The organism is Enterobacter cloacae complex sp. 302F9 (genome assembly GCF_050030335.1).
GTDB lineage: Bacteria > Pseudomonadota > Gammaproteobacteria > Enterobacterales > Enterobacteriaceae > Enterobacter > Enterobacter hormaechei_C.
Genome location: NZ_JBLGUC010000001.1, coordinates 2,865,658 through 2,890,702 on the forward strand (window position 1 = coordinate 2,865,658; position 25,045 = coordinate 2,890,702).

Genomic DNA, 25,045 nt, shown 5'->3' on the forward strand with positions numbered 1-25,045 from the left:
GTCACTCGCTCTCATTTAAAATCGATATAAAACGAGCATTGCTTGTCGGTTTGCTTTTTGTGGCTGCCATTTGTATTGCGCCGATGGTACGCTTATACGATTGTTGCAACATATTTAGCGCTTCCTTTAGCCGAGTTAATTTGGAATAAAGCCGTAAATTATAAAAATACATTTATTAACCTCATTGTGAACTATGCTATAGCAGGTACCGTCAGTATTCTGCTTGTTTTTCTTTTTCAAAAAGATGTAGCAATAAGAGCCATTACAACCGACTATTCGTCTGTCTATTCAGCTTATGGACTTCCAGTTCTGGATAGCATCCACAAAACAATTGATCACATTGGTTTGTTTTTATTTATCGGTTGTTTGCTTAGCTTTTTTATTTCATATTTAATGATTAAACAATCAAGAAAAGTATTATTTATCATTACTTTTATTTTTGTTTTAAGCTATATATTGTTTGTACGCACGCAATCGCCAGGCCATCAGCATGAAATACCATTCGTTACATGGATGTTAATTCCACTATTAATGGTGATCACAAAACTGATAAACCAAATAAAAAATGTAGAGCTGAAAGCGCAAACTGTTGCTATAACGATATTTCTATCTATATTGATTACTTCAGTATCTATTTATCGTTCGGCGTTCTCTGATAGTTTTGGAAGAACATTCTTCCCTGAGAAAGTATACCAACTTAAATTGGATAATTATCCTAATTATCTCGATATGGTTAGCTATCTTAAAGAAAGAGTTCTGAAAGGTAATGTGAAGTATGTGTCGGTTATCAGTTCTGGTGGTGTACTTAATCAGAGCATGCTCAAGTATATGGCAAAAGGTGATCTCGACAACAGGATAAAATTAACCCCACAGAGTGAACTTGCGGGATGGAATGCCTATTGATTCTTTGTTATCAGAATATTTGGTTGTTGTTACCCCTATAGATACTCACCTCCCTCATGGTCAGGAAGTAATTAAGACAACAGCCACTGAGATTTTATCTGGTAACGGGTTGGGATCTCACTATGAAGAAATAAACAGATTTAATCTTGCAAACGGATCGCTAGGAATCATTTACAAAAAAACATCCCCATTTGCGGTGAATGAAATCAAAGAATTTATTTCTAAGTTCACAAGGCATTACCCAAAATGGCAAGGTGATTATGATAATGAGAAAGTCATATCGCTGATGACATCCAGCTTCTCTCTTGGGGATGGAGCGGCATGGTTTTCCAGAAGCAACGAATTTGGCATAAACACTCATCCTGGTAGAAATTTTGATACCGTAATCAGTTTAATACCGTTAAGGGATATGATAACTATCAAGTCAACAAGTACTGCTTGTAAAAATGCAGATGGTGTTTATGTTTCCTATGCCTCTAAAGAGGAAAATGGAAAATTACATATAGAGCCAGGCAAAGAAGTTAAAATTGTATTGCACGATAAGTCTGCACGATTGGAATTGCGCATAAACAAAGGTCTAAATGACGCTTGTGATAGTATTTTAATCAACTGATATAATTAAGCGCCCAAGCGGGCGCTTTTAACATCAAACTAGTATTCTCCAAGCACCCCCAATCTTTTTGACCGTTATAACTCTGTTTTCCGTTTGCTGAACCTGTAAATACCTTGTCGGTTCCCCCCACCGCCATGCCTGAACCTCCTGATTTAAATGTAATTTGCCCCGAAGTGTCGTTAGTTATCAGTACATGAAAGTACATTCCGTCTCTTGCTGGCTGGTTTATTCCTGCAATGACAGTGTTATCTGCGGCTGATGCGATTGTGTACGTTGCCCCATGTTGTGGCACCCAAGTATTCGTCACGGTAGGCCAACCATTACCAATGGAATTAAATGCTATAGTGTTTGTTGATGGCTGCCGTTCACCGTCCCCTTCAATAAAGTATGTTCGGTTCCTTTTATCGAACAGAACTTTAACTAATTTATTATTATTTACACCAAATCCTATGTAGTGAATCCCCCCAGAGAGATATGTCCCACTTATTACGATTCCCAGCTGCAGGGCTATCGCTTGTACATGCCAAATAAAAGTAATCAGTTGTGCCAATATCTTCTATAAAGAATCTTCTGTACGCGTCACTAAGAACCCTATAAACCATCCCATTCTCTGGTATTAAATTAGAGGTCCCTGTGGTACTGAACTGACCGCGAGTTGATGTTAACGGGCTTTGCTCCATGTATCTTCCGAGAAGCGTTGCAGCTCGTGTGTAGGAAGCAATCGCCTGCTGCCCTTCTTTCAGGGTTGCAAGATTAAGCATCGTTCCATGCCTGATTCCCTCTGAACTTCTCACTGGCGATGGAGATGTCCATGTAGAGAAATCAGTTGTTGTAACGAAGTAATATTCACCATTTGTATTGTAGGCATCGGCATATAGATACCATTGATTGTATTTTTTCGAATACATAAGGCATGGCGCTTCCACTGCAGTGATGTAGCCCCCTGAAACACCAGACAGTAGCTGTATCTCCAGATAAGAGATAGGCTTGAATATATGTCTAACACTAACACCAATTTTGAGATGACCGGGATCCTGTTAGGGCAAGAAGTCCGTAAACGTAAAACTCCTCAGGAGAAGATCGCCATTATCCAGCAGACGATGGAGCCGGGTATGAATGTCTCCCATGTCGCCCGCCTGCATGGTATCCAGCCCAGCCTGCTGTTTAAGTGGAAGAAGCAATATCAGGAAGGCAGCCTCACCGCCGTTGCGGCTGGAGAGGAAGTCGTTCCTGCTTCTGAGCTTACTGCTGCTCTGAAGCAGGTCCGGGAGCTTCAGCGCCTTCTGGGCAAGAAGACGATGGAAGTTGAGATCCTGAAAGAAGCCGTGGAGTACGGTCAGTCGCGAAAATGGATAGCGCACGCGCCCTTGTTGCCAAAGGACGGGGAATAGCCATGGTCAGCCGGACCATGGGCGTGTCGCGTGCGCAACTGTCACTGCGGATTAACCGTTCTGCCGACTGGCAGGACAGGCGCTGTAACCGGCGTAATGAAGAAGCAGACGCAGAAATACTGTCGGCTATCCTCAACATTATCAGCGATATGCCGAGTTATGGTTATCGACGCGTGTGGGGCATCCTGCGCAAGCAACGTCGCACAGAGGGACAGCCACCTGTGAATGCCAAACGGCTTTACAGGATAATGAGCGAGCATAACCTGTTGTTGTTGCATCACAAACCAGAGCGACCGAAGCGTGAACATAAGGGCAAGATAGCGGTGGCAGAAAGCGATATGCGCTGGTGTTCAGATGGCTTCGAGTTCGGCTGCGACAACGGCGAAAAACTGCGGGTAACGTTCGCGCTGGACTGCTGCGACCGTGAGGCCATAGACTGGGCAGCAAGCACGGGAGGCTATGACAGTTCGACCGTGCAGGATGTGATGCTGAGGTCGGTGGAAAAGCGCTTCGGCGACAAGCTGCCCGACACAGCGGTGCAGTGGCTGACGGACAACGGTTCAGCATATACCGCGCATGAAACGCGGAGGTTCGCCAAAGAGCTGAATCTGGAGCCATGTACAACAGCGGTGAGCAGCCCGCAGAGCAATGGCATGGCCGAACGGTTCGTGAAGACGATGAAGGAAGACTATATCGCGTTCATGCCGAAACCGGATGTGAGAACAGCCCTGCGAAACCTTGCAGCGGCGTTCACGCATTACAATGAAAATCACCCGCATAGTGCGCTGGGATATCACTCTCCGAGAGAATACCGAGCAGCAGCGGGCGTCGTTAACTTAAGATACAAAAGCTGTCCGGAAATGGCGGGTCAAGATCAGCGCTTCCACTGCAGTACCACCAAAATCAAGATCAGATATCTTGGTGTACCCACCTACTGCTGTATTAGAGCGCCATATTTCAATGTGCTTGTTGTATTCATTTTTTATCGCTATCAGATATCGCCCATTTGAGTCTTGATTCATTTGTGGATCAAGACGCTGCACGCTAATATCTTGTAGGAACAATTGAGGAGAATCAAAAGTAAGATTTTCCAGATCGTTACATTTACAACCGATTGCTGCCGCCCACGTTACAGATGTCCCATTTATATCTGGCGCATTGGGATTTATTCCCACTGTAGCAACAATCCATACATCACCGTTGTTATCTTGAAATAGTGATGGTGCCCATATTTGATTAATACTGGTTAGTGTTCCGCCGAACTGAACTGCTGACTGTCCATAAAGAAGAGATGGTCCCATTTTTACTTCTTTAGGAGTCCAATTAATCATATCGTCACTAGTCAGAACAATAAGATCACGAGGGCCTCCAATTGGAGGGTTTGGGTGCCCAGAGGTGATACAAATATGCCATCTCCCATTAAAGAAAGAAATGTCCGGATCGTTACCCCTGACGGTTGTCAGGTCCATCAAAGACGTTTGAGCTGACGAAAGATACCAGTGGCTATCCGTTAGCAGATAGGTAGTGTTGATAGATTCCAACCAAGAACCATTGTAACTCTTAAACAGAGTTACCTTTCTGTCTGTTTGGTTATTAAAGAATGCTCCTACGTAATAATCTGATGCATTCTTGGAGCTTACTCTATTAGTATATTCTTCTGTTTCGTCGATAAAATCTTGAACAGTACCACCACCATTTTTACCTATCATCCCTGAACCAGACGACGTGGCAAGCATTGCTCGCAGGCTTGCATCACCAATGCCTACCCACGCGCCCACGCCAACCCCGCCGGATGTTTCTGGCGTAGATCCAGCATCTACATGCTTCGGCAGCGCGCCGTCCCAGCGATAGTATTCGCCGGTGTCTTCATCACGCAGCGCCTGGTTAGGCAGGGTGATATCAGCACCGTCCTGGAACGAGTCGATAAGGATCCACCCATACTGAGCAATCGCCTGCTGCGCAAGCCAGCGCAGCCCTTCGATGGTGTAGTGCTCATTCCCGAACCGGTCAACATAGGTGTTTACCAGCGAAGTAACGAACTCGTCAATTTTACCCGCGTTAAACTTCAGATCGCGAGGAGATTCACTTGGAACAGGCAAATTGGTAGGTTGCGTAGTCATATATATTCCATGAAAAAAACCCGGCACGTTGGCCGGGTCTTGGTGGTCGGGGACGGTTCTTATTCGTAAATGGCGTCGCTATACTCCGCGACAGTCAGAGATACAGTGTTATCTGTGTTGGGCTTGATGCTGCTGACCTTCCATAGTTGGCTATCCAGTTCTTCCACTGTCGCAATGAGATAGCGCGACGGCAGCTGCACAGTGTCTCCGTTCCAGATATTGAGCTGAATGTTGGGGATAGCCGCGGTGAATCCGTACTTCGTGTCGCTACGGGCGGTGGCCGGATAGCGCAGACTTGGGTTACCCAGGCTGTCGGTAACCAGCACATACATCGAGCCGGTAAACGTGATCGGCTCGCTGGTATCGAAGTCATTCCCGGAGCGGCCGGTGACGTAACCACCCTGCTGGTTGCTGTCGTAGATGTCTGGCATCTGAATGACGCTACCGACCTGGATAATGCCGTCCTCAAACACTTTGGCGTTCATCTTCACGCGCGAGTAGATCAGGCGTTTGGTTTCGCGTAATGCGCGCTCCCGGGCCTGATACTCGTTACGGAAGCCGACTATCTCCAGCTTGTTCGGGTTTTCCGCTTCCTGCTCGACGATGGCGCCGTTCAGCACGCGGTAGTTGATGTACGTCTTATTGTTCGTGGTCGGGTGGACGTAGGACACCTGTACGCCGTCGTAGCCGCCAGGAAGCGTGGCCTCGTACGTCATTTTGTACTCGTCCGTCTTCATGTTCGCACGGTTGAATACCGCCGCCGGGTAACCGGGGTGCGGGTAGAGAGGTTAAACAGCATAAGCGATTCTGATGCATCGAAAGAAGGTTGCTGTATTGCTGATATGGAAAGTGGTGACTGCCTAAGCGATGTATTTGCTCGCCTCTGGACATCTATTTACGGCGATGAAAGTTGGAAGGTCAACCCTTGGGTCTGGGTAATCGAATTTAAGGTGGTGCCCAATGTTCAGGATAATCCAGCCTAATACCTGGTACGCCGACATGTTCGGTGAGCCATGCAAAATCCTCCGCGCTACCCACGAAGTAATCCACTACATTCGCAACGGTCGCACCTGCATCGCCAGCATAGGTCGCTTTCAGCATGAATTCGAGCCGCTGACCAAAGCACAGGCTGAGCGGATCGCAGAAGAAATCGAAACAGCAGAACACCTGAAGAAACTGCGCGCCCAGCGTGCGGCATGAGGAGAGAGCGTGAAACCTTACGAATCGAAGAAATCGCAGTTCACCAGAAACCTGATCCGGCGGCGCCACGCTGAATGGTCAGAAAAGACCTTCGGCAATGTCGGTCCCATCGGACCTCTGAAGCACCTTTCGAAAGAGGCACTGGAAGCTGCTGCCGATCCTGCCGACCTAAGTGAATGGGCTGATATGCAGTTCCTGCTATGGGACGCGCAGCGGCGCGCCGGTATCACCGATGAGCAAATCACCGCGGCGCTGGAAGAAAAGCTAAAGGTGAATATGGCTCGCCAGTGGCCGGAGCCGAAAGACGGCGAGCCGCGCCTCCACATCAAACCATGACGCAACTGATAGCCAGTTATGAGCTGGCTATTGGGTGCGAAAGCACTGCAACGTCATCCCTTTTGCCCGGCCCCGCGCCGGGCTCTTTTTTTGCCTGGAGACACCCATGAGCGAAATGACCTTAATCGTGCCCAATGACTGGGTAACCGAAGAAAAGCTCGTCGAGATTACCGGCCTTCGCCCGGGCACTATCGAGCGGGCCCGCAAAAAATGCTGGATGGTAGGACGGGAATACCTTCACGTCTCACCGGACGGCGTGCCGAAGAAAAACAGCGAATGCATGTACAACCGAAAGGCTGTCGACCAGTGGGTGGAGAGCATGTCAAAGAAACAGCCGGGTGCGCGCCAATGAAGATCCGTTTATGCTTAGCGGGCTCTTGGACGTCAGGAGGGAATAATGGCTAAGTCAGCATACCCAACAGGCGTGGAGAACCATGGCGGTACGCTCCGCATATGGTTCATCTATAAAGGCAGCCGGGTGCGTGAAAGCCTCGGCGTGCCGGATACACCAAAAAACAGAAAAGTAGCTGGCGAGTTGCGGGCGTCGGTGTGCTTTTCGATTAAGACCGGCAACTTCAACTATGCCGCCCAGTTCCCGGACTCACCGAACCTGAAGAAATTTGGGGTTGAGAGCAAGGAGATAACCGTTCTCGAACTGGCAAATAAATGGCTGGATCTGAAGCGCATGGAGATCAGCACCAACGCGATGTCACGCTATGCATCTATAGCGCGCAACATGGTGCCTAGGATTGGTGGGGACAGGCTGGTATCTGCGGTAACGCAGGAAGATCTGCTGTTTATCAGGAAGGAATTGCTGACCGGTTATCACACGCTGAAAGTCGGACAGAAAACGCCGGTTAAGGGCCGCTCAGTCAGAACGGTCAACAACTACATGAAGACCATGGGGGGGATGTTTAAGTTTGCCGCTGATAGCGGTTATGTACGGGTGAATCCGTTCACCGGGATCGCCATGCTTAAGCGGTCACGATGCGAGCCTGACCCGCTGACGCGCGATGAGTTTGTCAGGTTGATTAACGCCTGCGCCCACCAGCAACTGAAAAACATGTGGTCTCTTGCCGTCTACACCGGCGTGCGCCACGGAGAACTTGTGTCGCTGGCCTGGGAAGATATCGACCTGAAAGCGGGTACGATGATGATCCGCCGGAACCACACGTTAACGAAGGAGTTCACCCTTCCGAAAACAGAGGCCGGAACGGACCGTATCATCAACCTCATTCAGCCAGCGATCGACGTGCTGAAGAGCCAGGCCGAGTTAACACGCCTGGGTAAGCAGTATCAGGTTGAAGTGAAACTCCGCGAGTATGGCCGTACCGATGTGCATCCGTGCACGTTCGTGTTCAACCCGCAGATCGCTTCGCGTAACAGCCGTGCCGGGCATCATTACGCTGTGGGGTCGATCAACCAGTCATGGGAGGCAGCAATGCGGCGCGCCGGGATTCGCTATCGCAGAGCATACCAGTCCCGACACACGTATGCATGCTGGTCGTTGGCTGCCGGTGCTAACCCGAACTTCATCGCGAAGCAAATGGGCCACACCGACGCGCAAATGGTCTACCGGGTGTACGGATCTTGGATGGCTGAAAATAACCAGGATCAGGTACTCATCCTCAACCAGAAATTGAGTGAGTTCGCCCCATCCATGCCCCACGCAGTGGGATCGGGCGGTTATTAATTATAAATATCATTAGGTTAGATAACCTAAACCTGCATGCCCATCACTTCCTGGTATGCCGACACCAGCTTGTTACGCACCTGCAACCCCATCTGCAATGACACCGACGCTTTTTGCAGATCGGCCATCACATCGTTGAGCGCCACGCCGGGTTCGCCAAGGGTAAATCTCTCAGCCTGGGTACGGGCCGCGTTTTGCTTGTCGCTGATCAGGTCCAGCGCCGCATGCAGTTGACCGGCGAAGCTAACGCCCGGCGGCTGGTCAGCCACGCTCTGATTACGGGCGGTCATCGCCGTTGCCTGTAACTGACTGAGTACCCCTTCAATGCCCTGTATAGCCATGACTCTCCCCTGGATGGTTTTTTACGAGGTCAAGACTAACAGCTTGTCAATAAGATAATGGCGGTAAATAGCGTTAAAAAACCAGGTTATTTGACGCATAGAAAATCCCGAATCATCAAATAATGGCAGGGCCATCAGTATGGAACTTTTGTCGTGTTTGCCGACCCGGGAGTCAGTTTTGTTTCTCTACACGAATAACGTAAACCACCAGGATTTAAGAGGTGCGCAATGAGTGCGACAGCAGCATCGACAGCGCCACAGAATAAATCACTCGAGTGGATGAACCGCCTTCGCGCCAACCCTAAGATCCCGTTGATTGTGGCAGGCGCTGCCGCCATTGCGATCGTTGTCGCGATGGTCTTATGGGCAAAAAGCCCGGATTACCGCACGCTCTACAGCAACCTTTCCGACCAGGATGGCGGTGCCATCGTCACCCAGTTAACCCAGATGAACATCCCGTATCGCTTTGCCGATAACGGTGGTGCGCTTGAAGTACCGGCAGATAAAGTGCACGAGCTTCGCCTGCGTCTCGCCCAGCAGGGGCTGCCAAAAGGCGGCGCGGTTGGGTTTGAGCTGCTGGATCAGGAAAAATTCGGCATCAGTCAGTTCAGCGAGCAGGTTAACTACCAACGCGCGCTGGAAGGGGAGCTGGCCCGTACGATTGAAACCTTAGGCCCGGTGAAAAGTGCCCGTGTGCACCTGGCGATGCCTAAGCCGTCCCTGTTTGTCCGCGAACAAAAGTCCCCTTCGGCCTCTGTGACCGTTAACCTCGAACCTGGCCGTGCGCTGGATGAAGGGCAGATCAGCGCCGTCACGCACCTGGTCTCCAGTGCGGTGGCCGGCCTGCCGCCGGGTAACGTTACGCTGGTGGATCAGAGTGGTCATCTGCTGACGCAGTCCAACACCGCCGGGCGCGATCTCAACGACGCTCAGCTGAAATACGCCGCGGATGTGGAAGGCCGTCTCCAGCGTCGCATCGAAGCGATTCTGGGCCCGGTGGTCGGCAGCAGCAACGTACACGCGCAGGTCACCGCGCAGATTGATTTCTCGAATAAAGAACAGACCGAAGAGCAGTACGCTCCGAACGGGGATGCCTCCCGCGCCGTGTTACGCTCGCGTCAGATCAATGAGACGGAACAGGTCGGCGGCCAGTATCCTGGCGGTGTGCCGGGCGCGCTCTCTAACCAGCCTGCGCCTGCCAACGCCGCGCCAATCTCCACCCCGCCGGCAAACCCGCAGAACAGTCAGCAAACGAATCAGCAGACGACCTCGACCGCGAACAGTACCGGCCCGCGTAACAGCAGCCGTAACGAAACGACCAACTACGAAGTCGACCGGACTATCCGCCATACCAAACTGAACACGGGCGATATTCAGCGTCTCTCTGTTGCCGTGGTGGTGAACTACAAAACGCTGCCGGACGGTAAACCGCTGCCGCTCACAGCGGAGCAGATGAAGCAGATCGAAGATTTAACCCGCGAAGCGATGGGCTTCTCTGAAAAACGTGGCGATACCCTCAACGTTGTGAACTCACCGTTCAACCCGGTGGATGAGACCGGTGGCGAACTGCCGTTCTGGCAACAGCAGGCGTTCTTCGATCAGCTGATGTCCGCAGGCCGCTGGCTGCTGGTGCTGATTGTCGCGTGGCTGCTGTGGCGTAAGGGCGTTCGTCCTCAGCTACAGCGCCGTGCTGAAGCCGAGAAAGCCGCGCTGGAACAGAAGAACGCGCGTCCGGACGAGGAAGAAGCGGTTGAAGTGCGCCTCAGCAAAGATGAACAGATGCAGCAGCGCCGTGCTAACCAGCGTATGGGCGCAGAGGTGATGAGCCAGCGCATTCGCGAAATGTCAGATAACGATCCGCGCGTCGTCGCGCTGGTCATCCGCGGTTGGATGGGTAACGAACATGAGTAATACGCTTACAGGCACCGATAAGAGCGTCATCCTGCTGATGACCATTGGCGAAGATCGCGCGGCGGAAGTGTTTAAACACCTCTCCCAGCGAGAAGTGCAGATCCTCAGCGCGGCGATGGCCAACGTGCGCCAGATCTCCAACAAGCAGCTGACAGAAGTGCTGGCGGAGTTTGAGCAGGAAGCCGAGCAGTTTGCCGCGCTCAACGTCAACGCCAACGAATACCTGCGCTCCGTGCTGGTTAAGGCGCTGGGCGAAGAGCGCGCCGCCAGCCTGCTGGAAGATATTCTCGAAACGCGCGACACCGCCAGCGGGATCGAAACGCTCAACTTTATGGAGCCGCAAAGCGCCGCCGATCTTATTCGCGACGAGCACCCGCAGATTATCGCCACCATTCTGGTCCACCTCAAACGGGGTCAGGCAGCCGATATTCTGGCGCTGTTCGACGAGCGCCTGCGCCACGACGTGATGCTGCGTATCGCCACCTTCGGCGGCGTCCAGCCAGCCGCGCTGGCGGAGCTGACCGAAGTGCTGAACAACCTGCTCGACGGCCAGAACCTCAAGCGCAGCAAAATGGGTGGCGTGAGAACGGCAGCGGAAATCATCAACCTGATGAAAACGCAGCAGGAAGAGGCGGTTATTACGGCGGTACGCGAGTTCGACGGCGAGCTGGCGCAGAAAATTATCGACGAGATGTTCCTGTTCGAAAACCTGGTCGAAGTGGACGATCGCAGCATCCAGCGCCTGCTTCAGGAGGTGGACTCCGAATCGCTGCTTATCGCCCTCAAAGGCGCCGAGCAGCCGCTGCGCGAGAAATTCCTGCGCAACATGTCCCAGCGTGCGGCCGATATCCTGCGCGACGACCTGGCCAACCGTGGCCCGGTGCGTTTGTCTCAGGTGGAAAACGAACAGAAAGCGATCCTGCTTATTGTTCGTCGTCTGGCAGAAACCGGCGAGATGGTGATTGGCAGCGGAGACGACACCTATGTCTGATGAACTGTCGTGGAAGCGCTGGACGCCTGACGACCTCTCCCCTCCCACCGCAGAGTTCACCCCTGCCGTTGTGTCGTCCGACGAGGGCGACGCCGGGGCGGGCATCCCCGAGCTGAGTGAAGAGGAACAGCGCGCCCAGATGCTGGCCCAGATGCAAATGCAGGCGCACGAGCAGGGCTTCAACGCCGGGATGAACGAAGGCCGTCAGACCGGGCACGCACAGGGTTATCAGGAAGGGCTGGCGAAAGGTTTAGAGCAGGGCATTGAGCAGGCGCGCCAGCAGCAGGCGCCGCTGCATGCCCGCATGCAGCAGCTGGTGAGCGAGTTTCAGCACACGCTGGATGCGCTCGACAGCGTGATTGCCTCGCGCCTGATGCAGATGGCGCTGGAGGCGGCCCGTCAGGTGATCGGCCAGACGCCGGTAGTGGATAACGCCGCGCTGATTAAGCAGATCCAGGGGCTGCTCCAGCAGGAGCCGCTGTTCAGCGGCAAACCGCAGCTGCGCGTTCATCCTGATGATTTGCAGCGCGTGGAAGAGAGCCTCGGCGCGACGCTGAGCCTGCACGGCTGGCGGCTGCGCGGCGATCCGTCGCTCCATCACGGAGGCTGTAAGGTCTCGGCGGATGAGGGCGATCTGGATGCCAGCGTCGCGACCCGCTGGCAGGAACTGTGCCGCCTGGCGGCACCGGGAGTCGTCTGATGACCGCTCGCCTTACGCGCTGGCTTAACACGCTCGATAATTTTGAAACGAAGATGGCGCAGCTGCCATCCGTTCGTCGTTATGGACGCCTGACGCGCGCCACCGGTCTGGTCCTGGAAGCCACGGGGCTGCAACTTCCGCTCGGCGCCACCTGCGTGATTGAGCGTCAGGACGGGGGGGAGACGCGTGAAGTGGAAAGCGAAGTGGTCGGGTTCAACGGTCAGCGCCTGTTTCTGATGCCCCTTGAAGAAGTGGAAGGGATTTTGCCCGGCGCCCGCGTCTACGCGAAAAACATCAGCGGTGACGGCCTGCAAAGCGGCAAACAGCTCCCGCTCGGTCCGGCGCTGCTGGGCCGCGTGCTGGACGGAAGCGGCAAACCGCTCGATGGCCTGCCCTCCCCTGATACCACCGAAACCGGCGCGCTGATCACCCAACCCTTCAACCCGCTGCAACGCACCCCAATCGAGCACGTACTGGATACCGGCGTGCGGCCGATTAACGCCCTGCTCACCGTGGGACGCGGCCAGCGTATGGGGCTGTTTGCCGGCTCCGGCGTGGGTAAATCGGTCCTGCTCGGCATGATGGCGCGTTATACCCAGGCGGACGTTATCGTGGTTGGCCTGATTGGTGAGCGTGGTCGCGAAGTCAAAGATTTCATCGAAAACATTCTGGGTGCGGAGGGCCGCGCCCGCTCGGTGGTGATCGCCGCGCCTGCGGACGTGTCGCCGCTACTGCGTATGCAGGGTGCCGCCTACGCCACGCGTATTGCGGAAGATTTCCGCGACCGGGGCCAGCACGTGCTGCTGATTATGGACTCCCTGACCCGCTACGCGATGGCGCAGCGTGAGATTGCGCTGGCCATCGGCGAGCCGCCCGCGACCAAAGGCTACCCGCCGTCGGTCTTCGCCAAGCTCCCGGCGTTGGTTGAGCGCGCGGGGAACGGCATCAGCGGCGGAGGCTCCATCACCGCGTTCTATACGGTACTGACCGAAGGCGATGACCAGCAGGACCCGATTGCCGACTCCGCGCGCGCGATCCTCGACGGCCATATCGTGCTGTCGCGCCGTCTGGCCGAAGCCGGGCACTACCCGGCAATTGATATTGAAGCCTCGATCAGCCGTGCGATGACGGCCCTGATCACCGAGCAACACTACGCCCGCGTGCGTAACTTCAAACAACTGCTCTCCAGCTTCCAGCGCAACCGCGATCTGGTAAGCGTCGGGGCGTACGCCAAAGGCAGCGACCCGATGCTCGATAAAGCGATTGCCCTGTGGCCGCAGCTGGAGGCATTTCTGCAACAGGGTATTTTTGAACGCGCCGACTGGGAAGATTCCCTCCAGGCACTGGAGCTGATTTTCCCGCAGGTGTAACACAGGTGGAGGGCGAAGGTCATGGCGCAGAACAGCGCGTTATCAACGCTGAAAGATCTGGCTGAAAAAGAAGTTGATGATGCCGCATTGCAGCTTGGCGCAATGCGACGCGGGTGCCAGCAGGCTGAAGAACAGTTGAAGATGTTAATCGACTATCAGCATGAATATCGCACCAACCTTAACACCGACATGACGCAGGGCATTGGTAGCCAGCGCTGGATTAACTATCAGCAGTTTATCCAGACGCTGGAAAAGGCGATTGAGCAGCATCGCCAGCAGCTCAACCAGTGGACGCAAAAAGTCGATACCGCGCTGAATTTCTGGCGCGAGAAAAAACAGCGGTTGCAGGCCTGGCAAACCTTACAGGACCGGCAGATTGCAGCCTCGACCCTGGCGGAAAACCGTCTGGATCAGAAAAAAATGGATGAGTTTGCCCAGCGCGCATCAATGAGGAAACCAGAATGATCACACTGCAACAACTGCTGATGACCGACAGCGACCCGTCCGGCGGCACGCTGACCGGGAAAGGCGCTGAGGGCGCGCAAGATTTTCTCTCTCTGCTGGCGGGCGCGCTGACCGAGACCACCGGCAAAGGCAAAGATGCCCCGCTGACGCTGGCGGATCTGAAAGCGGCGGGCAACAAGCTGTCGACATCGGCAAAGGAAAAAAACGGTGATACCACGCTCCAGGCCAAAATCGCCGAACTGCTCTCCCGTCAGGAGACCCTGACTGGTGAAGATACCGCCGTCTCCCTGCAAAGCCTCGTCTCCGGCCTGAAACCCGCCGCGAATACGGATGCGCTGAAGGCGCTGACCCAGCCGGAGGCGAAAACAAACAGCGAGACCACGACTGAAGAAGAGGAGCTGGCCGGGTTAAGCGCGCTGATGGCGATGTTACCGCACCAGCAGACCACCATCCCGGTAGCGACGCAGCCTGCGAGCACCGGGGAGATCGCCCCCCGTGCCGCCCTCCCCTCTGCGCTAGCCCAGACGGACAACGGCCAGCATCAGCCGCTTAGCCATGCGTTAACGGGTCAGGAAAAAATGCCGGTTCAGGACAGCGACACATCGCTGCCCGCCACGGCAGCCGTTACGCCAGCCGTCGCCGCCGTCGCAGAGAAGCAGGACGTAGCGAGCGCGGCGTCGTCTGCCGCCAGCCCAACCGCGACGCTGGCGCCGATCGTCAGTCACCTGGCGCCTTCACAGCCTGCCGCTACCGTTGCGACAGCGCCGGTGTTAAGCCAGCCGCTGGGCACGCACGAATGGCAGCAGAATCTGAGCCAGCACATCACCCTGTTCACAAAGCAGGGACAGCAGACCGCAGAGCTGCGTCTGCACCCGGAGGATCTGGGTCAGGTGCAAATTTCGCTTAAGCTGGATGACAACCAGGCGCAGTTGCAGATGGTTTCGCCCCACAGCCACGTCCGCGCGGCGCTGGAAGCGGCCCTGCCGATCCTGCGCACGCAGCTTGCGGAAAACGGCATTCAGCTTTCCCAAAGCAGCGTCAGCAGCGAGGGCTTTGCCGGGCAACAGCAGTCCTCATCCGGGCAGCAACAGCACGCTTCGCGTTCCGGCCAGCATGGTGGGTTTAACGATGAGAGCGAAGAGTTATTGCCTGCCCCTGCCGCCCTACAATCCGCCGCGCGCGGCAGCCGTGCCGTAGACATCTTTGCCTAAACGCCAGAGGTAACGTGATTATCCCCGTCTTTTCCACGCTTTGACCTAAGCCGGACACGGGATAATCACCGTATTAAGCTGTACCGAAACAGGAAGCTCGTATCAGATGACAGACTCCGCTATCACCAAAAAAAGCAAGCGTTCCATCTGGATCCCGCTGCTGGTGTTGATTACCCTCGCGGCCTGCGCCACCGCAGGCTACAGTTACTGGCGTATGCAGCAGGAACCCTCCAGCGCGGCCGCCAAAGCTGAAGCGCCGCCTCCACCGGCGCCGGTCTTCTACCCGCTGGATACGTTCACCGTGAACCTGGGCGATGCGGATCGCGTGCTTTACGTGGGTATTACGCTGCGTCTGAAAGATGAAGCGACCCGTGCACGCCTGAACGACTACCTGCCAGAAGTGCGTAGCCGTCTGCTGCTGCTGTTTTCTCGTCAGGATGCCTCCGCGCTCGCCACCGATGTGGGCAAGCAAAAGCTGGTCGATGCCATTAAACAGACGCTGGCGACCCCGCTGGTAAACGGCCAACCTAAGCAGGAAGTCACTGACGTTCTGTATACAGCCTTCATTCTGCGGTAACGACATGGGCGACAGTATTCTTTCTCAGGCAGAAATCGATGCGCTGCTCAACGGCGACAGCGATAAAAGTGACGAACCGAAGCCGGGTCTGACCGGCGACGATAATATTCGTCCCTACGATCCCAATACCCAGCGTCGCGTGGTGCGCGAGCGTTTACAGGCGCTGGAGATCATCAACGAACGTTTCGCACGTCAATTCCGTATGGGGCTGTTTAACCTGCTGCGTCGTAGCCCGGATATTACCGTCGGTGCGATCCGCATTCAGCCGTATCATGAGTTTGCCCGCAACCTGCCGGTGCCAACCAACCTTAACCTGATCCATCTGAAACCGCTGCGCGGTACCGGCCTGGTTGTGTTCTCGCCAAGCCTGGTGTTCATCGCGGTGGATAACCTGTTCGGTGGCGATGGCCGTTTCCCGACCAAAGTGGAAGGCCGCGAGTTTACCCATACCGAACAGCGCGTGATTAACCGCATGCTGAAGCTGGCGCTGGAATCCTACAGTGACGCGTGGAAAGCGATTAACCCGCTGGAAGTGGAGTACGTGCGTTCCGAGATGCAGGTGAAGTTTACCAACATCACCACCTCCCCGAATGACATCGTCGTGAACACCCCGTTCCACGTCGAGATCGGCAACCTGACGGGCGAGTTCAACATCTGCCTGCCGTTCAGCATGATTGAACCGCTGCGCGAACTGCTGGTGAACCCGCCGCTGGAGAACTCACGTCACGAAGATCAGAACTGGCGTGAAAACCTGGTGCGTCAGGTGCAGCATTCACAGCTGGAGCTGGTAGCCAACTTCGCCGACATCTCCATGCGGTTATCGCAGATCCTGAAATTACAACCCGGCGACGTTTTGCCGATAGATAAACCTGACCGCATTATTGCCCATGTGGATGGCGTACCCGTGCTGACAAGCCAGTACGGCACGATTAACGGCCAGTATGCGTTACGCGTTGAGCACTTGATCAACCCGATTTTGAATTCGCTGAATGAGGAACAGCCCAAATGAGTGACATGAACAATCCGTCCGATGAAAACAGCGGAGCACTGGACGATCTGTGGGCTGACGCGTTAAACGAGCAGAAAACGACGCCGACGAAAAGCGCGGCAGACGCGGTCTTTCAGCAGTTAGGCGGCGGCGACGTCAGCGGCACGTTGCAGGACATCGACCTGATTATGGACATTCCGGTCAAGCTGACCGTTGAGCTGGGTCGCACCCGCATGACCATTAAAGAGCTGCTGCGCCTGACGCAGGGTTCCGTGGTGGCGCTTGACGGTTTAGCGGGTGAGCCGCTGGATATTCTGATCAACGGCTACCTGATTGCACAGGGCGAAGTAGTGGTGGTGGCCGATAAATACGGCGTACGTATCACCGACATCATTACCCCTTCCGAACGCATGCGTCGTCTGAGTCGTTAAGTATGAAAACCCAGGCAACACTGTCCGCGCCCTCCGCCGTACCCGGCTCACCGCTGCTCCAGGTGAGCGGCGCGCTGTTCGGTATTATTGCCTTTATCCTTATCGCCGCCTGGCTGGCAAAGCGTTTCGGTCTGGCGGGGAAAACGGCCGGTACCCGCGGGTTGAAGGTTAGCGCCAGCACCCCGCTAGGACCGCGCGAGCGCGTGGTCATTGTGGAGGTGGAAGATGCACGACTGGTGCTGGGCGTGACCGCCTCCAGCATTAACGTCCTTCACACGCTCCCCCCTGCGCCTGTCACGGTGGAGGCTAACGCCCAGGCCCCTGCGGATTTCCAGTCCGTAATGAAGAGTTTGCTCAAGCGTCCCGGGAGATCCTGATGCGCCGTTTGTTATTCCTTACGCTGACAGGCCTGGGCCTGTTCGCGCCCTCTGTGTATGCGCAACTGCCGGGGCTGGTTTCCACGCCGCTGGCGAACGGTGGACAAAGCTGGTCCCTGTCCGTGCAGACGCTGGTATTCATCACCTCGCTGACCTTTATCCCGGCGATCCTGCTAATGATGACCAGCTTCACCCGCATCATCATTGTGTTTGGCCTGCTGCGCAACGCGCTCGGCACGCCGTCCGCGCCGCCCAATCAGGTGCTGCTGGGTTTAGCCCTGTTCCTGACCTTTTTCATTATGTCGCCGGTGATCGACAAGATTTACACCGAGGCCTACCAGCCGTTCAGCGAAGATAAAATTTCCATGCAGGTTGCCCTGGAAAAGGGCGCGCAGCCATTACGTGAATTTATGCTTCGCCAGACGCGCGAAGCGGATCTGGCCCTGTTTGCCCGTCTCGCTAACACCGGTGAGTTACAGGGGCCGGAAGCGGTGCCGATGCGCATTCTGCTCCCGGCGTATGTGACCAGTGAGCTGAAAACGGCGTTCCAGATTGGCTTCACCATTTTCATTCCGTTCCTGATTATTGACCTGGTGATCGCCAGCGTCCTGATGGCGCTCGGGATGATGATGGTCCCGCCCGCAACCATTGCCCTGCCCTTTAAGATCATGCTGTTCGTGCTGGTCGACGGCTGGCAGCTGCTGGTCAGCTCGCTGGCGCAGAGTTTCTACAGTTGAGGAGCGCGCAATGACGCCTGAGTCGGTCATGATGATGGGCACGGAGGCGATGAAAGTCGCGATTGCCGTCGCCGCGCCCCTGCTGCTGGTTGCGCTGGTCACCGGTCTGATTATCAGTATTCTCCAGGCCGCCACGCAGATTAACGAAATGACCCTGTCGTTCATCCCGAAGATCATTGCCGTCTTCGTGGCGATTATCGTTGCCGGGCCATGGATGCTCAATTTGCTGCTGGACTATATGCGCAACCTGTTCACCAATCTGCCTTACATCATCGGCTGACGGACGATGCTGCATTTCACCAGCGATCAGTTTGTTCAGTGGCTCGGGATCTATTTCTGGCCGATGCTGCGCATCATGGCGCTGATCTCCACCGCCCCCATACTCAGTGAAAAGTCGGTGCCTAAACGCGTCAAAATTGGGCTGGGCATGGTTATCACGATTATCGTTGCCCCTACCCTGCCGGCGGTGGATATCCCGATCTTTTCCCCGAATGCGATCTGGATTGCCCTGCAACAGGTGATGATTGGCGTGGCGGTCGGGTTTACGATGCAGCTCGCCTTCGCCGCGGTACGAACGGCGGGTGAACTTATCGGTTTGCAGATGGGCCTGTCTTTCGCGACGTTCGTTGACCCGGGCAGCCACCTGAATATGCCCGTGCTGGCGCGTATTATCGACCTGCTGGCGATGCTGTTGTTTCTCTCGTTCAACGGCCACCTGTGGCTCATCTCGATGCTGGTGGACACCTTCCACACGCTGCCGATTGGCGACAACCCGGTAAACAGCAACGCGTTTCTGGCGCTGGTGCGGGCTGCCGGGCTGATCTTCCTCAACGGGCTGATGCTGGCGCTGCCGATCATTACCCTGCTGCTCACCGTTAACCTCGCATTAGGTTTACTCAACCGAATGGCTCCGCAGCTGTCGGTATTCGTCATCGGCTTTCCGGTGACTTTGACGGTTGGCCTTTTATTAATGTCATTATTGATGCCACTTATCGCCCCCTTCTGCGAGCATTTATTCAGCGAGATATTCAATCTGTTAGCGGATATTGTCAGCGAACTTCCACGCAAATAATAACCCGCAGTGTTTACAATGTCTTTCTGAGGATATTCCTAAAAATAATCTCGAAAAACATCTACCAGGATATATCTGACGCGGTTTAAATGTTTCTAACCACCTCACAATACTTAATATTTACTTTACTTTAAGATGATTCCTGGCAAATTATACGTAACTTTACGGGATAGTGAGTTCGCCTGAAAGTCTTTGTCATGCTCACAGGTTTTATTAGATTTTTTCCATCCCGTATGGCTGTTTATGAGCTCTCAGGCAGGTGGTGAATTATCGTTACGCATTGAGTGAGGGTATGCCATGTCAACGATCATTATGGATTTATGCAGCTACACCCGGCTAGGGTTAACCGGGTACTTAGCAAGCAGAGGGGTAAGAAAGAGAGACATCAACGATGCACACACCGTTGAAGAACTCGCAGCCGCTTGTGACGCCCACAAGCCCGGCGTGGTGTTTATTAATGAGGACTGTTTCATTCACGACCCCGCTAACAGTCAGCACATTAAGCAGATCATTAATCAGCATCCTAAGACCCTGTTTATTGTTTTTATGGCGATCGCCAATATTCATTTCGATGAGTATTTGTTGGTGCGTAAAAACTTATTAATCAGTTCGAAATCGATTAAACCAGAGTCGCTTGATGATATCCTGGGCGATTATTTGAATAAAGAAGTTAAGAATGTAGGGGCGGTTAACTTACCCACCCTATCATTAAGCAGAACTGAATCAAGTATGCTAAGAATGTGGATGGCTGGACAAGGGACAATTCAGATCTCAGACCAGATGAATATCAAGGCAAAAACAGTATCGTCACACAAAGGAAATATTAAAAGGAAAATTAAAACGCATAATAAGCAAGTCATATACCATGTCGTACGCCTGACAGATAATGTGACGAATGGGATTTTCGTTAATATGCGCTAATTTGCACGGCCATGTTGTACCCTACCTTGATCTCTGGCCTGGCCAGAGATTTTGCTTTTCAGTAGCCGGAGCCGGGGAGAAGACGCCCCCGACGCCGCCCTATTCCGCCGTTTCCACAAAGATCCCATCCGGGTGCCCCAGTTCGTTGAAGAACCAGATGCCGAGCGGGTAATCTTCCAGCGACACCAGATACATTGTGCCTTCATTAAACTCTTCTATAGCCAGCACCACGCCCGGGCGGCGCGGCCCACCGTCCGTTTTGACGGTTACCCGATCGTTGACCTTCATACATTCCTCCTGTGGTTTTGAGCCAGTGTAGAACAAATTGCATTGCCTGGCATCGCCACCTGGCGCGAATGGCGTTTTTGTGTGCGGTCTATACTTAACTGTTGAGACGATTAAATGAGGAACCCGCCATGAAGACCGACAAAGAGTACAGCGACACCATTAAGCGTGAGGTTGAAGTGGATGTCGATGCCCTGCTTGCCGCCATCAATGAAATCAGTGAGTCCGAAGTTCATCGCGCGGAGGATAATTCCGACCGTGTCGTGGTCAATGGTAGGGATTACCATACCTACCGTGAACTGGCTGAAGCATTCGAGCTGGATATCCATGACTTTAGCGTCTCGGAGACGAACCGCTAAGGCGAAAAAAATCCCGGTCATGGGGATGACCGGGATCAAACTTGCTTATGCAAGAAGCACTTGTAAATTCGTTACACCAGGAAATCTGATGCAGGTAAGACATTATCCCCAACGGAATAGTCTTACAAGCATATATTCTCTTAGCGAATATTATATTTTATACATGTGAATTTTGGTTATGAGTATAAACATGCGCCGCGTGTGGGTTTGTCGGGATCGTTTCCACTTCAACGGCGCGTCAATGCCTGTTTTTTTTAAGATTTATCTTAGGTGAAATCATCACCCGGGAGACGTTATGCCTTCGTTTGAGGAGACTCTGCTTGTTTTTACCGACCTCGACGGCACGCTGTTGGATTTTCACACACTCGACTGGCAGCCTGCGGCCCCCTGGCTGGAAAAGTTAATGGATGAACAGGTACCGGTCATTCTGTGCAGCAGCAAAACCGCGTCCGAGATGGATGACATCCAGCAGGAGCTGGGGCTTGGCGGGTTGCCCTATATTGCGGAAAACGGCGCGGTGATCCAGCCTGACGTACGGTGGGAAAACGCCGCACGGTTCATCTCAGAAAAGAAGCATGACGATATCCGGCAGTGTATTGCCCGGGTACGCCAGGAGATGCATCTTAAATTCACCACCTTCGATGACGTAGATGAGCGCGTGGTCGCCGAATGGACTGGGCTGAGTCGTCCCCGCTCAGTGCTTGCGCGTAAACACGAGGCTTCCGTGACGCTGATCTGGCGTGACAGTGATGAACAAATGGAACGCTTTGCCGCCGAACTCGCCCGGCAGGGGCTGAAGATTGTCCAGGGAGCACGCTTCTGGCATATCCTGGACACCTGCTGCGGCAAAGACGCGGCGGTTCACTGGCTTGTGGACCAGTATCGCCTGCACGAGGGTTCCGAACCGACGACGCTGGGCCTGGGCGACGGCCCGAATGATGCCCCGCTGCTGGACAGCGTAGGCTTTGCCGTCGTGGTGAAAGGCTTCAACCGGGAGGGCGTCAGCCTTAAGAACAACGATCCCGCCCGGGTTTATCACACTCAGCACACTGGGCCGACCGGCTGGTGCGAGGGGCTTGATTACTTTTTGACGTGATCCTGCCAGATGACCCGGTTACGCCCGCGCTGTTTCGCCTCATACAGACGCGCATCGGCGGTGGATTGCAGATTTTCGAAGTGATAATTGCCCTTCTCCTGCGCGCCAGAGACGCCAAACGACGCACTTACGCGCAAGGTGGTACTTTTCTTAATCAGGATCTCTTTGCTGTCGATACGCTCGCGGATCTGCTCTGCGACTTCCGCCGCCTCTTCAAGCGTCATGCCCGGCAGCACCACACAGAACTCTTCGCCCCCGACGCGTCCGGCAATATCTTTAGTCCGGAGGGTGCTGGCAATCAGACCCGCGGCATGGGACAACACCTTATCACCCGCCTGATGCCCGAACCGATCATTGATGCTCTTGAAGCAATCAAGATCGATCTGAATGACCGAGAAAGGCAGCGACTGCTGTTCACACTGCTTCGCCAGCATTTTCGCCTGCTCGAACAGCGACCCACGATTATTCAGCCGGGTCAGAGGGTCGTGCCAGGCCTGCCATTGCAGCGAGTTCTGCATCGAATACATATTACTGACCATGCGCCGGATCACCAGCCATGAGATGAGCAGCATCGCGGTGAACAGCGCCCAAAGCAATGCCAGCACAATGCTGATGCTGCCAAAATCACCGCGCACCCCTTCATCCAGGGTGTGCACGCGCAGGACGATGCCATCAAAATGGTCGAGACGCTCCCAGCTGACAAAACGACTCCCCAGGCGAATGCCACCTTCGGAATCCGATTCTATCGCGTGCGCTATCTGCGCTAATTCGCGCGCGTCAAAATGATTAACGTCCGCAGCAGGTGATTCAGACGTTGCAAGCTGAGTAAGCCGACTGTCATACAGTTGGTATTCCCCTTCCGGGTTATCGCCCACGGCTTCCACCAGCAGGCGACGCAGGGTGGCAAAGGTGAAATCCATCGCCACCACGCCATACCAGACGTGATTGTAATAAACCGGCACGCTGGCGGTGATCAGCGGCTTTTTGCCGACAAAGGTGGAAGGCGGCGAGATAAACCAGCGCACGGCACGCGCACGGTTTTCACGCTCGGACTGTTGGGTAAACCAGGGCTGAGTGACCAGATGGTAATAGCGCTGCACGATATCGCTGGAATTTCCCGGCGTGTCCGTTTCCAGAAAGAATCCGGCGCGAGAGACATAAATCACGCGCTCTTCGTTGCGGGAAGGGCTGGATGCCAGACGCAGCAAATACCCCACTTCAAGCGCGGCGGACAGTTCATTATCAAGGTACTCATCATCACGGTTCAGAAGGGTCGTCTTTTCAACGAAGGCATCCGAAACACCGTTGATCGGTAACGTGCGCTGTTTATCAACCGCAATTTGCCAGCTGGGGGACGTGCGCAAATGCGCAAAACGCTTTACCGCATCATGCAGCACGCCAAACGCCAGCGGCGTTTCCAGCGCATCACGCATGCTGTGGCGAAAAAACAATATCTTATCGACGCTGAACTGAAGCTGTCTGTCCAGCGCACTGGCAACCGTTTCCAGATGGTTACGCTGGCTGGAGATATAAGCATCTTCCAGTACCACAACTTCGCGCCAGGTCAGGAGGGTGGAAAAGATCAGGACAACGATAAAACAGAAGTTAACAATCAAACGGGGATTGCTACGCTTATGCAGCCACTGCAAAAAAGATTGTTTTACAACAAAGGTATCGTGCTGCACACACACTCCCTGATTGTCGCTCACCATCCGATATGATAAGTCTTCTGCCAGTAAAAACGCCCGGCAAGGCCGGGCGTTGTGTGATTAAGCCTTGTCGCGTTTTTGCCTTTTATTCGCAGGCTGAAGCTCGTCTTCACGAAAAGCCTCCCGCTTAATGCCGTATCCATCATGCCACCGACACTCCACCATTCCGCTGGAATACCCGGTGACGATCATGCCTGGACCACCATTTTTAGGCTTAACTTCATCACTGATCAAAAAGACCATACCTGCCTCCTGTATCAGGGTGAAACGTTTTCAATTTAGACGAGGAATGGTCTTTTTGCATCCGGGGTCAGCAATAATTAATGCGATTTCCCGCGTACTTTTTCAACCAGCTTAACAACGGCTACCACAATCAGACCGACGATAAAGCCCAGTACGAGATTAAGCAGTGTGGGCAGAATTGCAGCTACTACCGCTCCCTGGCCTGACGCAAAATGTTCAATCATGTGATGCAGCGAAGCAACACCGTGCACGATAATGCCGCCGCCGACCAGGAACATCGCCAGGGTTCCCACCACCGACAAGGTTTTCATCAGCCACGGCGCCAGCACCAACAGGCTTTTCCCGATGCCGCGCGCAATTGCGCTGGATTTTTTTTCCAGCCAGAAGCCGATATCGTCCAGCTTGACGATCAGCCCGACCAGGCCGTAAACCCCTATCGTCACGAGGATCGCAATGCCGGACAGGATCAGCACCTGGTTCATCAGAGGGGCTTCTGAGACGATCCCCAGCGTAATCGCCACAATCTCGGCCGAGAGGATGAAGTCCGTGCGGATTGCGCCTTTGACCTTATCGCGCTCGAACGTTTTTGGATCCTGCGCGGCCAGCGCTTCCAGACGCTGCTGGCGCATTTCAGGGGTGTCTTTCTCTTTGCGTGCAGCGAACATATGCAACACTTTTTCGGCACCCTCGAAGCACAGGAACGCCCCGCCAATCATCAGCAGGGGCGTAATGGCCCAGGGTATGAAGGCGCTAATCAGCAGCGCCAGCGGAACGAGGATCACCTTGTTAATAAAGGACCCTTTCGCAACGCCCCACACCACCGGCAACTCACGGTTCGCCCGCACGCCGCTGACCTGCTGCGCGTTAAGCGACAAATCATCTCCCAGTACCCCGGCGGTTTTTTTCGCCGCCAGTTTTCCCATAACCGAAATGTCATCCAGCAAGGTGGCGATGTCGTCCAGTAATGTTAATAAGCTACTTCCTGCCAAAATCTCTTTCCTTCTT

The 25,045-nt window shown here is 54.1% G+C and carries 26 protein-coding genes and 6 pseudogenes; 24 read left to right on the top strand and 8 right to left on the bottom strand.

What is annotated here, in order from left to right; genetic code table 11:
- Positions 1–42 precede the first annotated feature (42 nt).
- Entirely contained in the window at positions 43–903 is an 861-nt protein-coding gene (locus ACQG0T_RS13905) for a hypothetical protein (RefSeq protein WP_426723802.1), read from the top strand.
- Positions 893–1,516, top strand: coding sequence for a hypothetical protein (locus ACQG0T_RS13910; RefSeq protein ID WP_426723803.1), 624 nt, complete (start codon positions 893–895; stop codon positions 1,514–1,516). Before ACQG0T_RS13905 ends, ACQG0T_RS13910 begins: the two co-directional genes overlap by 11 nt.
- Here the strand turns inward: ACQG0T_RS13910 and ACQG0T_RS13915 are convergent.
- A complete protein-coding gene (locus tag ACQG0T_RS13915; protein ID WP_426723804.1) occupies positions 1,509–2,066 on the bottom strand; it encodes a hypothetical protein in 558 nt (185 codons plus the stop codon). The genes ACQG0T_RS13910 and ACQG0T_RS13915 overlap by 8 nt on opposite strands.
- A 472-nt stretch (positions 2,067–2,538) precedes the next feature.
- Here ACQG0T_RS13915 and ACQG0T_RS13920 point away from each other — a divergent pair.
- Positions 2,539–3,722, top strand: a pseudogene (locus tag ACQG0T_RS13920) (IS3 family transposase); the annotation flags it as partial.
- Positions 3,723–4,607: 885 nt separating this feature from the next.
- On the opposite strand, the pseudogene ACQG0T_RS13925 reads toward ACQG0T_RS13920, so the two are convergent.
- Together ACQG0T_RS13925 and ACQG0T_RS13930 are read right to left on the bottom strand one after the other, a co-directional pair.
- A pseudogene (locus tag ACQG0T_RS13925) lies at positions 4,608–5,027 on the bottom strand (glycosyl hydrolase family 28-related protein); the annotation flags it as partial.
- A 59-nt stretch (positions 5,028–5,086) separates the two neighbouring features.
- Positions 5,087–5,794: pseudogene (locus tag ACQG0T_RS13930) on the bottom strand (host specificity factor TipJ family phage tail protein); the annotation flags it as partial.
- Between ACQG0T_RS13930 and ACQG0T_RS13935 the strand changes: the two are divergent.
- From ACQG0T_RS13935 to ACQG0T_RS13955, 5 genes and pseudogenes are all read left to right on the top strand, one after another.
- Positions 5,792–6,010, top strand: a pseudogene (locus ACQG0T_RS13935) (hypothetical protein); the annotation flags it as partial. The pseudogenes ACQG0T_RS13930 and ACQG0T_RS13935 overlap by 3 nt on opposite strands.
- The gene (locus tag ACQG0T_RS13940; RefSeq protein WP_063979347.1) at positions 5,988–6,227 is read left to right on the top strand and encodes a DUF4222 domain-containing protein; all 240 of its coding nucleotides are present in this window, start codon (positions 5,988–5,990) and stop codon (positions 6,225–6,227) included. The pseudogene ACQG0T_RS13935 and the gene ACQG0T_RS13940, both read left to right, overlap by 23 nt.
- Before the next feature lie 45 nt (positions 6,228–6,272).
- Positions 6,273–6,557: pseudogene (locus ACQG0T_RS13945) on the top strand (DUF550 domain-containing protein); the annotation flags it as partial.
- Positions 6,558–6,669: 112 nt separating this feature from the next.
- Positions 6,670–6,915, top strand: coding sequence for an excisionase family protein (locus tag ACQG0T_RS13950; protein WP_014070846.1), 246 nt, complete (start codon positions 6,670–6,672; stop codon positions 6,913–6,915).
- 45 nt (positions 6,916–6,960) lie between these two features.
- Positions 6,961–8,256, top strand: coding sequence for a tyrosine-type recombinase/integrase (locus ACQG0T_RS13955; protein ID WP_210911715.1), 1,296 nt, complete (start codon positions 6,961–6,963; stop codon positions 8,254–8,256).
- Between the two features lie 26 nt (positions 8,257–8,282).
- Here the strand turns inward: ACQG0T_RS13955 and fliE are convergent, their stop codons facing one another.
- Complete coding sequence (gene fliE, locus ACQG0T_RS13960) at positions 8,283–8,597, bottom strand: flagellar hook-basal body complex protein FliE (RefSeq protein ID WP_023294952.1); 315 nt, start codon at positions 8,595–8,597, stop codon at positions 8,283–8,285.
- A 228-nt stretch (positions 8,598–8,825) separates the two neighbouring features.
- Between fliE and fliF the strand changes: the two genes are divergently transcribed.
- The 14 genes and pseudogenes from fliF to rcsA all read left to right on the top strand — a co-directional run bounded on the left by fliF (position 8,826) and on the right by rcsA (position 20,348).
- Positions 8,826–10,508: a flagellar basal-body MS-ring/collar protein FliF gene (gene fliF / locus ACQG0T_RS13965; RefSeq protein ID WP_049133718.1), complete on the top strand. Its 1,683-nt coding sequence runs from the start codon at positions 8,826–8,828 to the stop codon at positions 10,506–10,508.
- On the top strand, positions 10,501–11,499 hold the full coding sequence (gene fliG, locus ACQG0T_RS13970; protein ID WP_003859608.1) for a flagellar motor switch protein FliG: 999 nt from the start codon (positions 10,501–10,503) through the stop codon (positions 11,497–11,499). Before fliF ends, fliG begins: the two co-directional genes overlap by 8 nt.
- Positions 11,492–12,199, top strand: coding sequence for a flagellar assembly protein FliH (gene fliH, locus ACQG0T_RS13975; protein WP_017693145.1), 708 nt, complete (start codon positions 11,492–11,494; stop codon positions 12,197–12,199). Before fliG ends, fliH begins: the two co-directional genes overlap by 8 nt.
- Complete coding sequence (fliI, locus tag ACQG0T_RS13980) at positions 12,199–13,569, top strand: flagellar protein export ATPase FliI (RefSeq protein ID WP_017693144.1); 1,371 nt, start codon at positions 12,199–12,201, stop codon at positions 13,567–13,569. Before fliH ends, fliI begins: the two co-directional genes overlap by 1 nt.
- A 21-nt stretch (positions 13,570–13,590) precedes the next feature.
- A complete protein-coding gene (gene fliJ / locus ACQG0T_RS13985; RefSeq protein ID WP_006811155.1) occupies positions 13,591–14,034 on the top strand; it encodes a flagellar export protein FliJ in 444 nt (147 codons plus the stop codon).
- Entirely contained in the window at positions 14,031–15,245 is a 1,215-nt protein-coding gene (gene fliK / locus ACQG0T_RS13990) for a flagellar hook length control protein FliK (RefSeq protein ID WP_063404607.1), read from the top strand. The genes fliJ and fliK overlap by 4 nt, the downstream gene beginning before the upstream one ends.
- Positions 15,246–15,351: 106 nt before the next feature.
- Positions 15,352–15,822, top strand: a complete 471-nt coding sequence (fliL, locus tag ACQG0T_RS13995) for a flagellar basal body-associated protein FliL (RefSeq protein ID WP_003859598.1) — start codon at positions 15,352–15,354, stop codon at positions 15,820–15,822.
- A gap of 4 nt (positions 15,823–15,826) precedes the next feature.
- Positions 15,827–16,831, top strand: a complete 1,005-nt coding sequence (gene fliM, locus ACQG0T_RS14000; protein WP_003859594.1) for a flagellar motor switch protein FliM — start codon at positions 15,827–15,829, stop codon at positions 16,829–16,831.
- Positions 16,828–17,241 carry a flagellar motor switch protein FliN gene (gene fliN / locus ACQG0T_RS14005; protein ID WP_003859592.1) on the top strand — a complete coding sequence of 138 codons (414 nt, stop codon included), beginning with the start codon at positions 16,828–16,830 and terminating at the stop codon, positions 17,239–17,241. The genes fliM and fliN overlap by 4 nt, the downstream gene beginning before the upstream one ends.
- Before the next feature lie 2 nt (positions 17,242–17,243).
- Positions 17,244–17,618: a flagellar biosynthetic protein FliO gene (fliO, locus tag ACQG0T_RS14010; RefSeq protein ID WP_015572438.1), complete on the top strand. Its 375-nt coding sequence runs from the start codon at positions 17,244–17,246 to the stop codon at positions 17,616–17,618.
- Entirely contained in the window at positions 17,618–18,355 is a 738-nt protein-coding gene (fliP, locus tag ACQG0T_RS14015) for a flagellar type III secretion system pore protein FliP (protein ID WP_015572437.1), read from the top strand. The genes fliO and fliP overlap by 1 nt, the downstream gene beginning before the upstream one ends.
- Positions 18,356–18,365: 10 nt before the next feature.
- Positions 18,366–18,635, top strand: a complete 270-nt coding sequence (fliQ, locus tag ACQG0T_RS14020) for a flagellar biosynthesis protein FliQ (RefSeq protein ID WP_003859587.1) — start codon at positions 18,366–18,368, stop codon at positions 18,633–18,635.
- A gap of 6 nt (positions 18,636–18,641) precedes the next feature.
- A pseudogene (gene fliR / locus ACQG0T_RS14025) lies at positions 18,642–19,434 on the top strand (flagellar biosynthetic protein FliR); the annotation flags it as partial.
- A 290-nt stretch (positions 19,435–19,724) separates the two neighbouring features.
- Positions 19,725–20,348, top strand: a complete 624-nt coding sequence (gene rcsA / locus ACQG0T_RS14030) for a transcriptional regulator RcsA (protein WP_017383340.1) — start codon at positions 19,725–19,727, stop codon at positions 20,346–20,348.
- A gap of 99 nt (positions 20,349–20,447) precedes the next feature.
- Here rcsA and dsrB read toward each other — a convergent pair whose 3' ends face one another.
- The gene (gene dsrB, locus ACQG0T_RS14035) at positions 20,448–20,636 is read right to left on the bottom strand and encodes a protein DsrB (protein WP_003859583.1); all 189 of its coding nucleotides are present in this window, start codon (positions 20,634–20,636) and stop codon (positions 20,448–20,450) included.
- Between the two features lie 128 nt (positions 20,637–20,764).
- On the opposite strand from dsrB, the gene yodD reads away from it, so the two are divergent.
- A complete protein-coding gene (gene yodD / locus ACQG0T_RS14040; RefSeq protein WP_017383339.1) occupies positions 20,765–20,992 on the top strand; it encodes a YodD family peroxide/acid resistance protein in 228 nt (75 codons plus the stop codon).
- 295 nt (positions 20,993–21,287) lie between these two features.
- A complete protein-coding gene (locus ACQG0T_RS14045; protein WP_039270506.1) occupies positions 21,288–22,088 on the top strand; it encodes a mannosyl-3-phosphoglycerate phosphatase-related protein in 801 nt (266 codons plus the stop codon).
- Here ACQG0T_RS14045 and dgcQ read toward each other — a convergent pair.
- From dgcQ to ACQG0T_RS14060, 3 genes are all read right to left on the bottom strand, one after another.
- The gene (dgcQ, locus tag ACQG0T_RS14050; protein ID WP_040117814.1) at positions 22,073–23,773 is read right to left on the bottom strand and encodes a cellulose biosynthesis regulator diguanylate cyclase DgcQ; all 1,701 of its coding nucleotides are present in this window, start codon (positions 23,771–23,773) and stop codon (positions 22,073–22,075) included. The genes ACQG0T_RS14045 and dgcQ overlap by 16 nt on opposite strands.
- A gap of 84 nt (positions 23,774–23,857) precedes the next feature.
- A complete protein-coding gene (locus tag ACQG0T_RS14055; protein ID WP_003859574.1) occupies positions 23,858–24,040 on the bottom strand; it encodes a YodC family protein in 183 nt (60 codons plus the stop codon).
- 77 nt (positions 24,041–24,117) lie between these two features.
- The gene (locus ACQG0T_RS14060; RefSeq protein ID WP_047053559.1) at positions 24,118–25,029 is read right to left on the bottom strand and encodes a DUF808 domain-containing protein; all 912 of its coding nucleotides are present in this window, start codon (positions 25,027–25,029) and stop codon (positions 24,118–24,120) included.
- Positions 25,030–25,045: the final 16 nt, after the last annotated feature.

Bases quoted from the DNA above. Each gene is read 5' to 3' on its own strand.
- fliM (WP_003859594.1), top strand. From the start codon at position 15,827: ATGGGCGACAGTATTCTTTCTCAGGCAGAAATCGATGCGCTGCTCAAC.
- fliP (WP_015572437.1), top strand. From the start codon at position 17,618: ATGCGCCGTTTGTTATTCCTTACGCTGACAGGCCTGGGCCTGTTCGCG.
- fliJ (WP_006811155.1), top strand. From the start codon at position 13,591: ATGGCGCAGAACAGCGCGTTATCAACGCTGAAAGATCTGGCTGAAAAA.
- fliN (WP_003859592.1), top strand. From the start codon at position 16,828: ATGAGTGACATGAACAATCCGTCCGATGAAAACAGCGGAGCACTGGAC.
- rcsA (WP_017383340.1), top strand. From the start codon at position 19,725: ATGTCAACGATCATTATGGATTTATGCAGCTACACCCGGCTAGGGTTA.
- fliO (WP_015572438.1), top strand. From the start codon at position 17,244: ATGAAAACCCAGGCAACACTGTCCGCGCCCTCCGCCGTACCCGGCTCA.
- ACQG0T_RS14055 (WP_003859574.1), bottom strand. From the start codon at position 24,040: ATGGTCTTTTTGATCAGTGATGAAGTTAAGCCTAAAAATGGTGGTCCA.
- fliH (WP_017693145.1), top strand. From the start codon at position 11,492: ATGTCTGATGAACTGTCGTGGAAGCGCTGGACGCCTGACGACCTCTCC.
- dsrB (WP_003859583.1), bottom strand. From the start codon at position 20,636: ATGAAGGTCAACGATCGGGTAACCGTCAAAACGGACGGTGGGCCGCGC.
- ACQG0T_RS13955 (WP_210911715.1), top strand. From the start codon at position 6,961: ATGGCTAAGTCAGCATACCCAACAGGCGTGGAGAACCATGGCGGTACG.
- fliL (WP_003859598.1), top strand. From the start codon at position 15,352: ATGACAGACTCCGCTATCACCAAAAAAAGCAAGCGTTCCATCTGGATC.
- ACQG0T_RS13950 (WP_014070846.1), top strand. From the start codon at position 6,670: ATGAGCGAAATGACCTTAATCGTGCCCAATGACTGGGTAACCGAAGAA.
- fliQ (WP_003859587.1), top strand. From the start codon at position 18,366: ATGACGCCTGAGTCGGTCATGATGATGGGCACGGAGGCGATGAAAGTC.
- fliK (WP_063404607.1), top strand. From the start codon at position 14,031: ATGATCACACTGCAACAACTGCTGATGACCGACAGCGACCCGTCCGGC.
- ACQG0T_RS13940 (WP_063979347.1), top strand. From the start codon at position 5,988: ATGTTCAGGATAATCCAGCCTAATACCTGGTACGCCGACATGTTCGGT.
- fliF (WP_049133718.1), top strand. From the start codon at position 8,826: ATGAGTGCGACAGCAGCATCGACAGCGCCACAGAATAAATCACTCGAG.
- fliG (WP_003859608.1), top strand. From the start codon at position 10,501: ATGAGTAATACGCTTACAGGCACCGATAAGAGCGTCATCCTGCTGATG.
- fliI (WP_017693144.1), top strand. From the start codon at position 12,199: ATGACCGCTCGCCTTACGCGCTGGCTTAACACGCTCGATAATTTTGAA.
- fliE (WP_023294952.1), bottom strand. From the start codon at position 8,597: ATGGCTATACAGGGCATTGAAGGGGTACTCAGTCAGTTACAGGCAACG.
- yodD (WP_017383339.1), top strand. From the start codon at position 20,765: ATGAAGACCGACAAAGAGTACAGCGACACCATTAAGCGTGAGGTTGAA.
- ACQG0T_RS13910 (WP_426723803.1), top strand. From the start codon at position 893: ATGCCTATTGATTCTTTGTTATCAGAATATTTGGTTGTTGTTACCCCT.
- ACQG0T_RS14045 (WP_039270506.1), top strand. From the start codon at position 21,288: ATGCCTTCGTTTGAGGAGACTCTGCTTGTTTTTACCGACCTCGACGGC.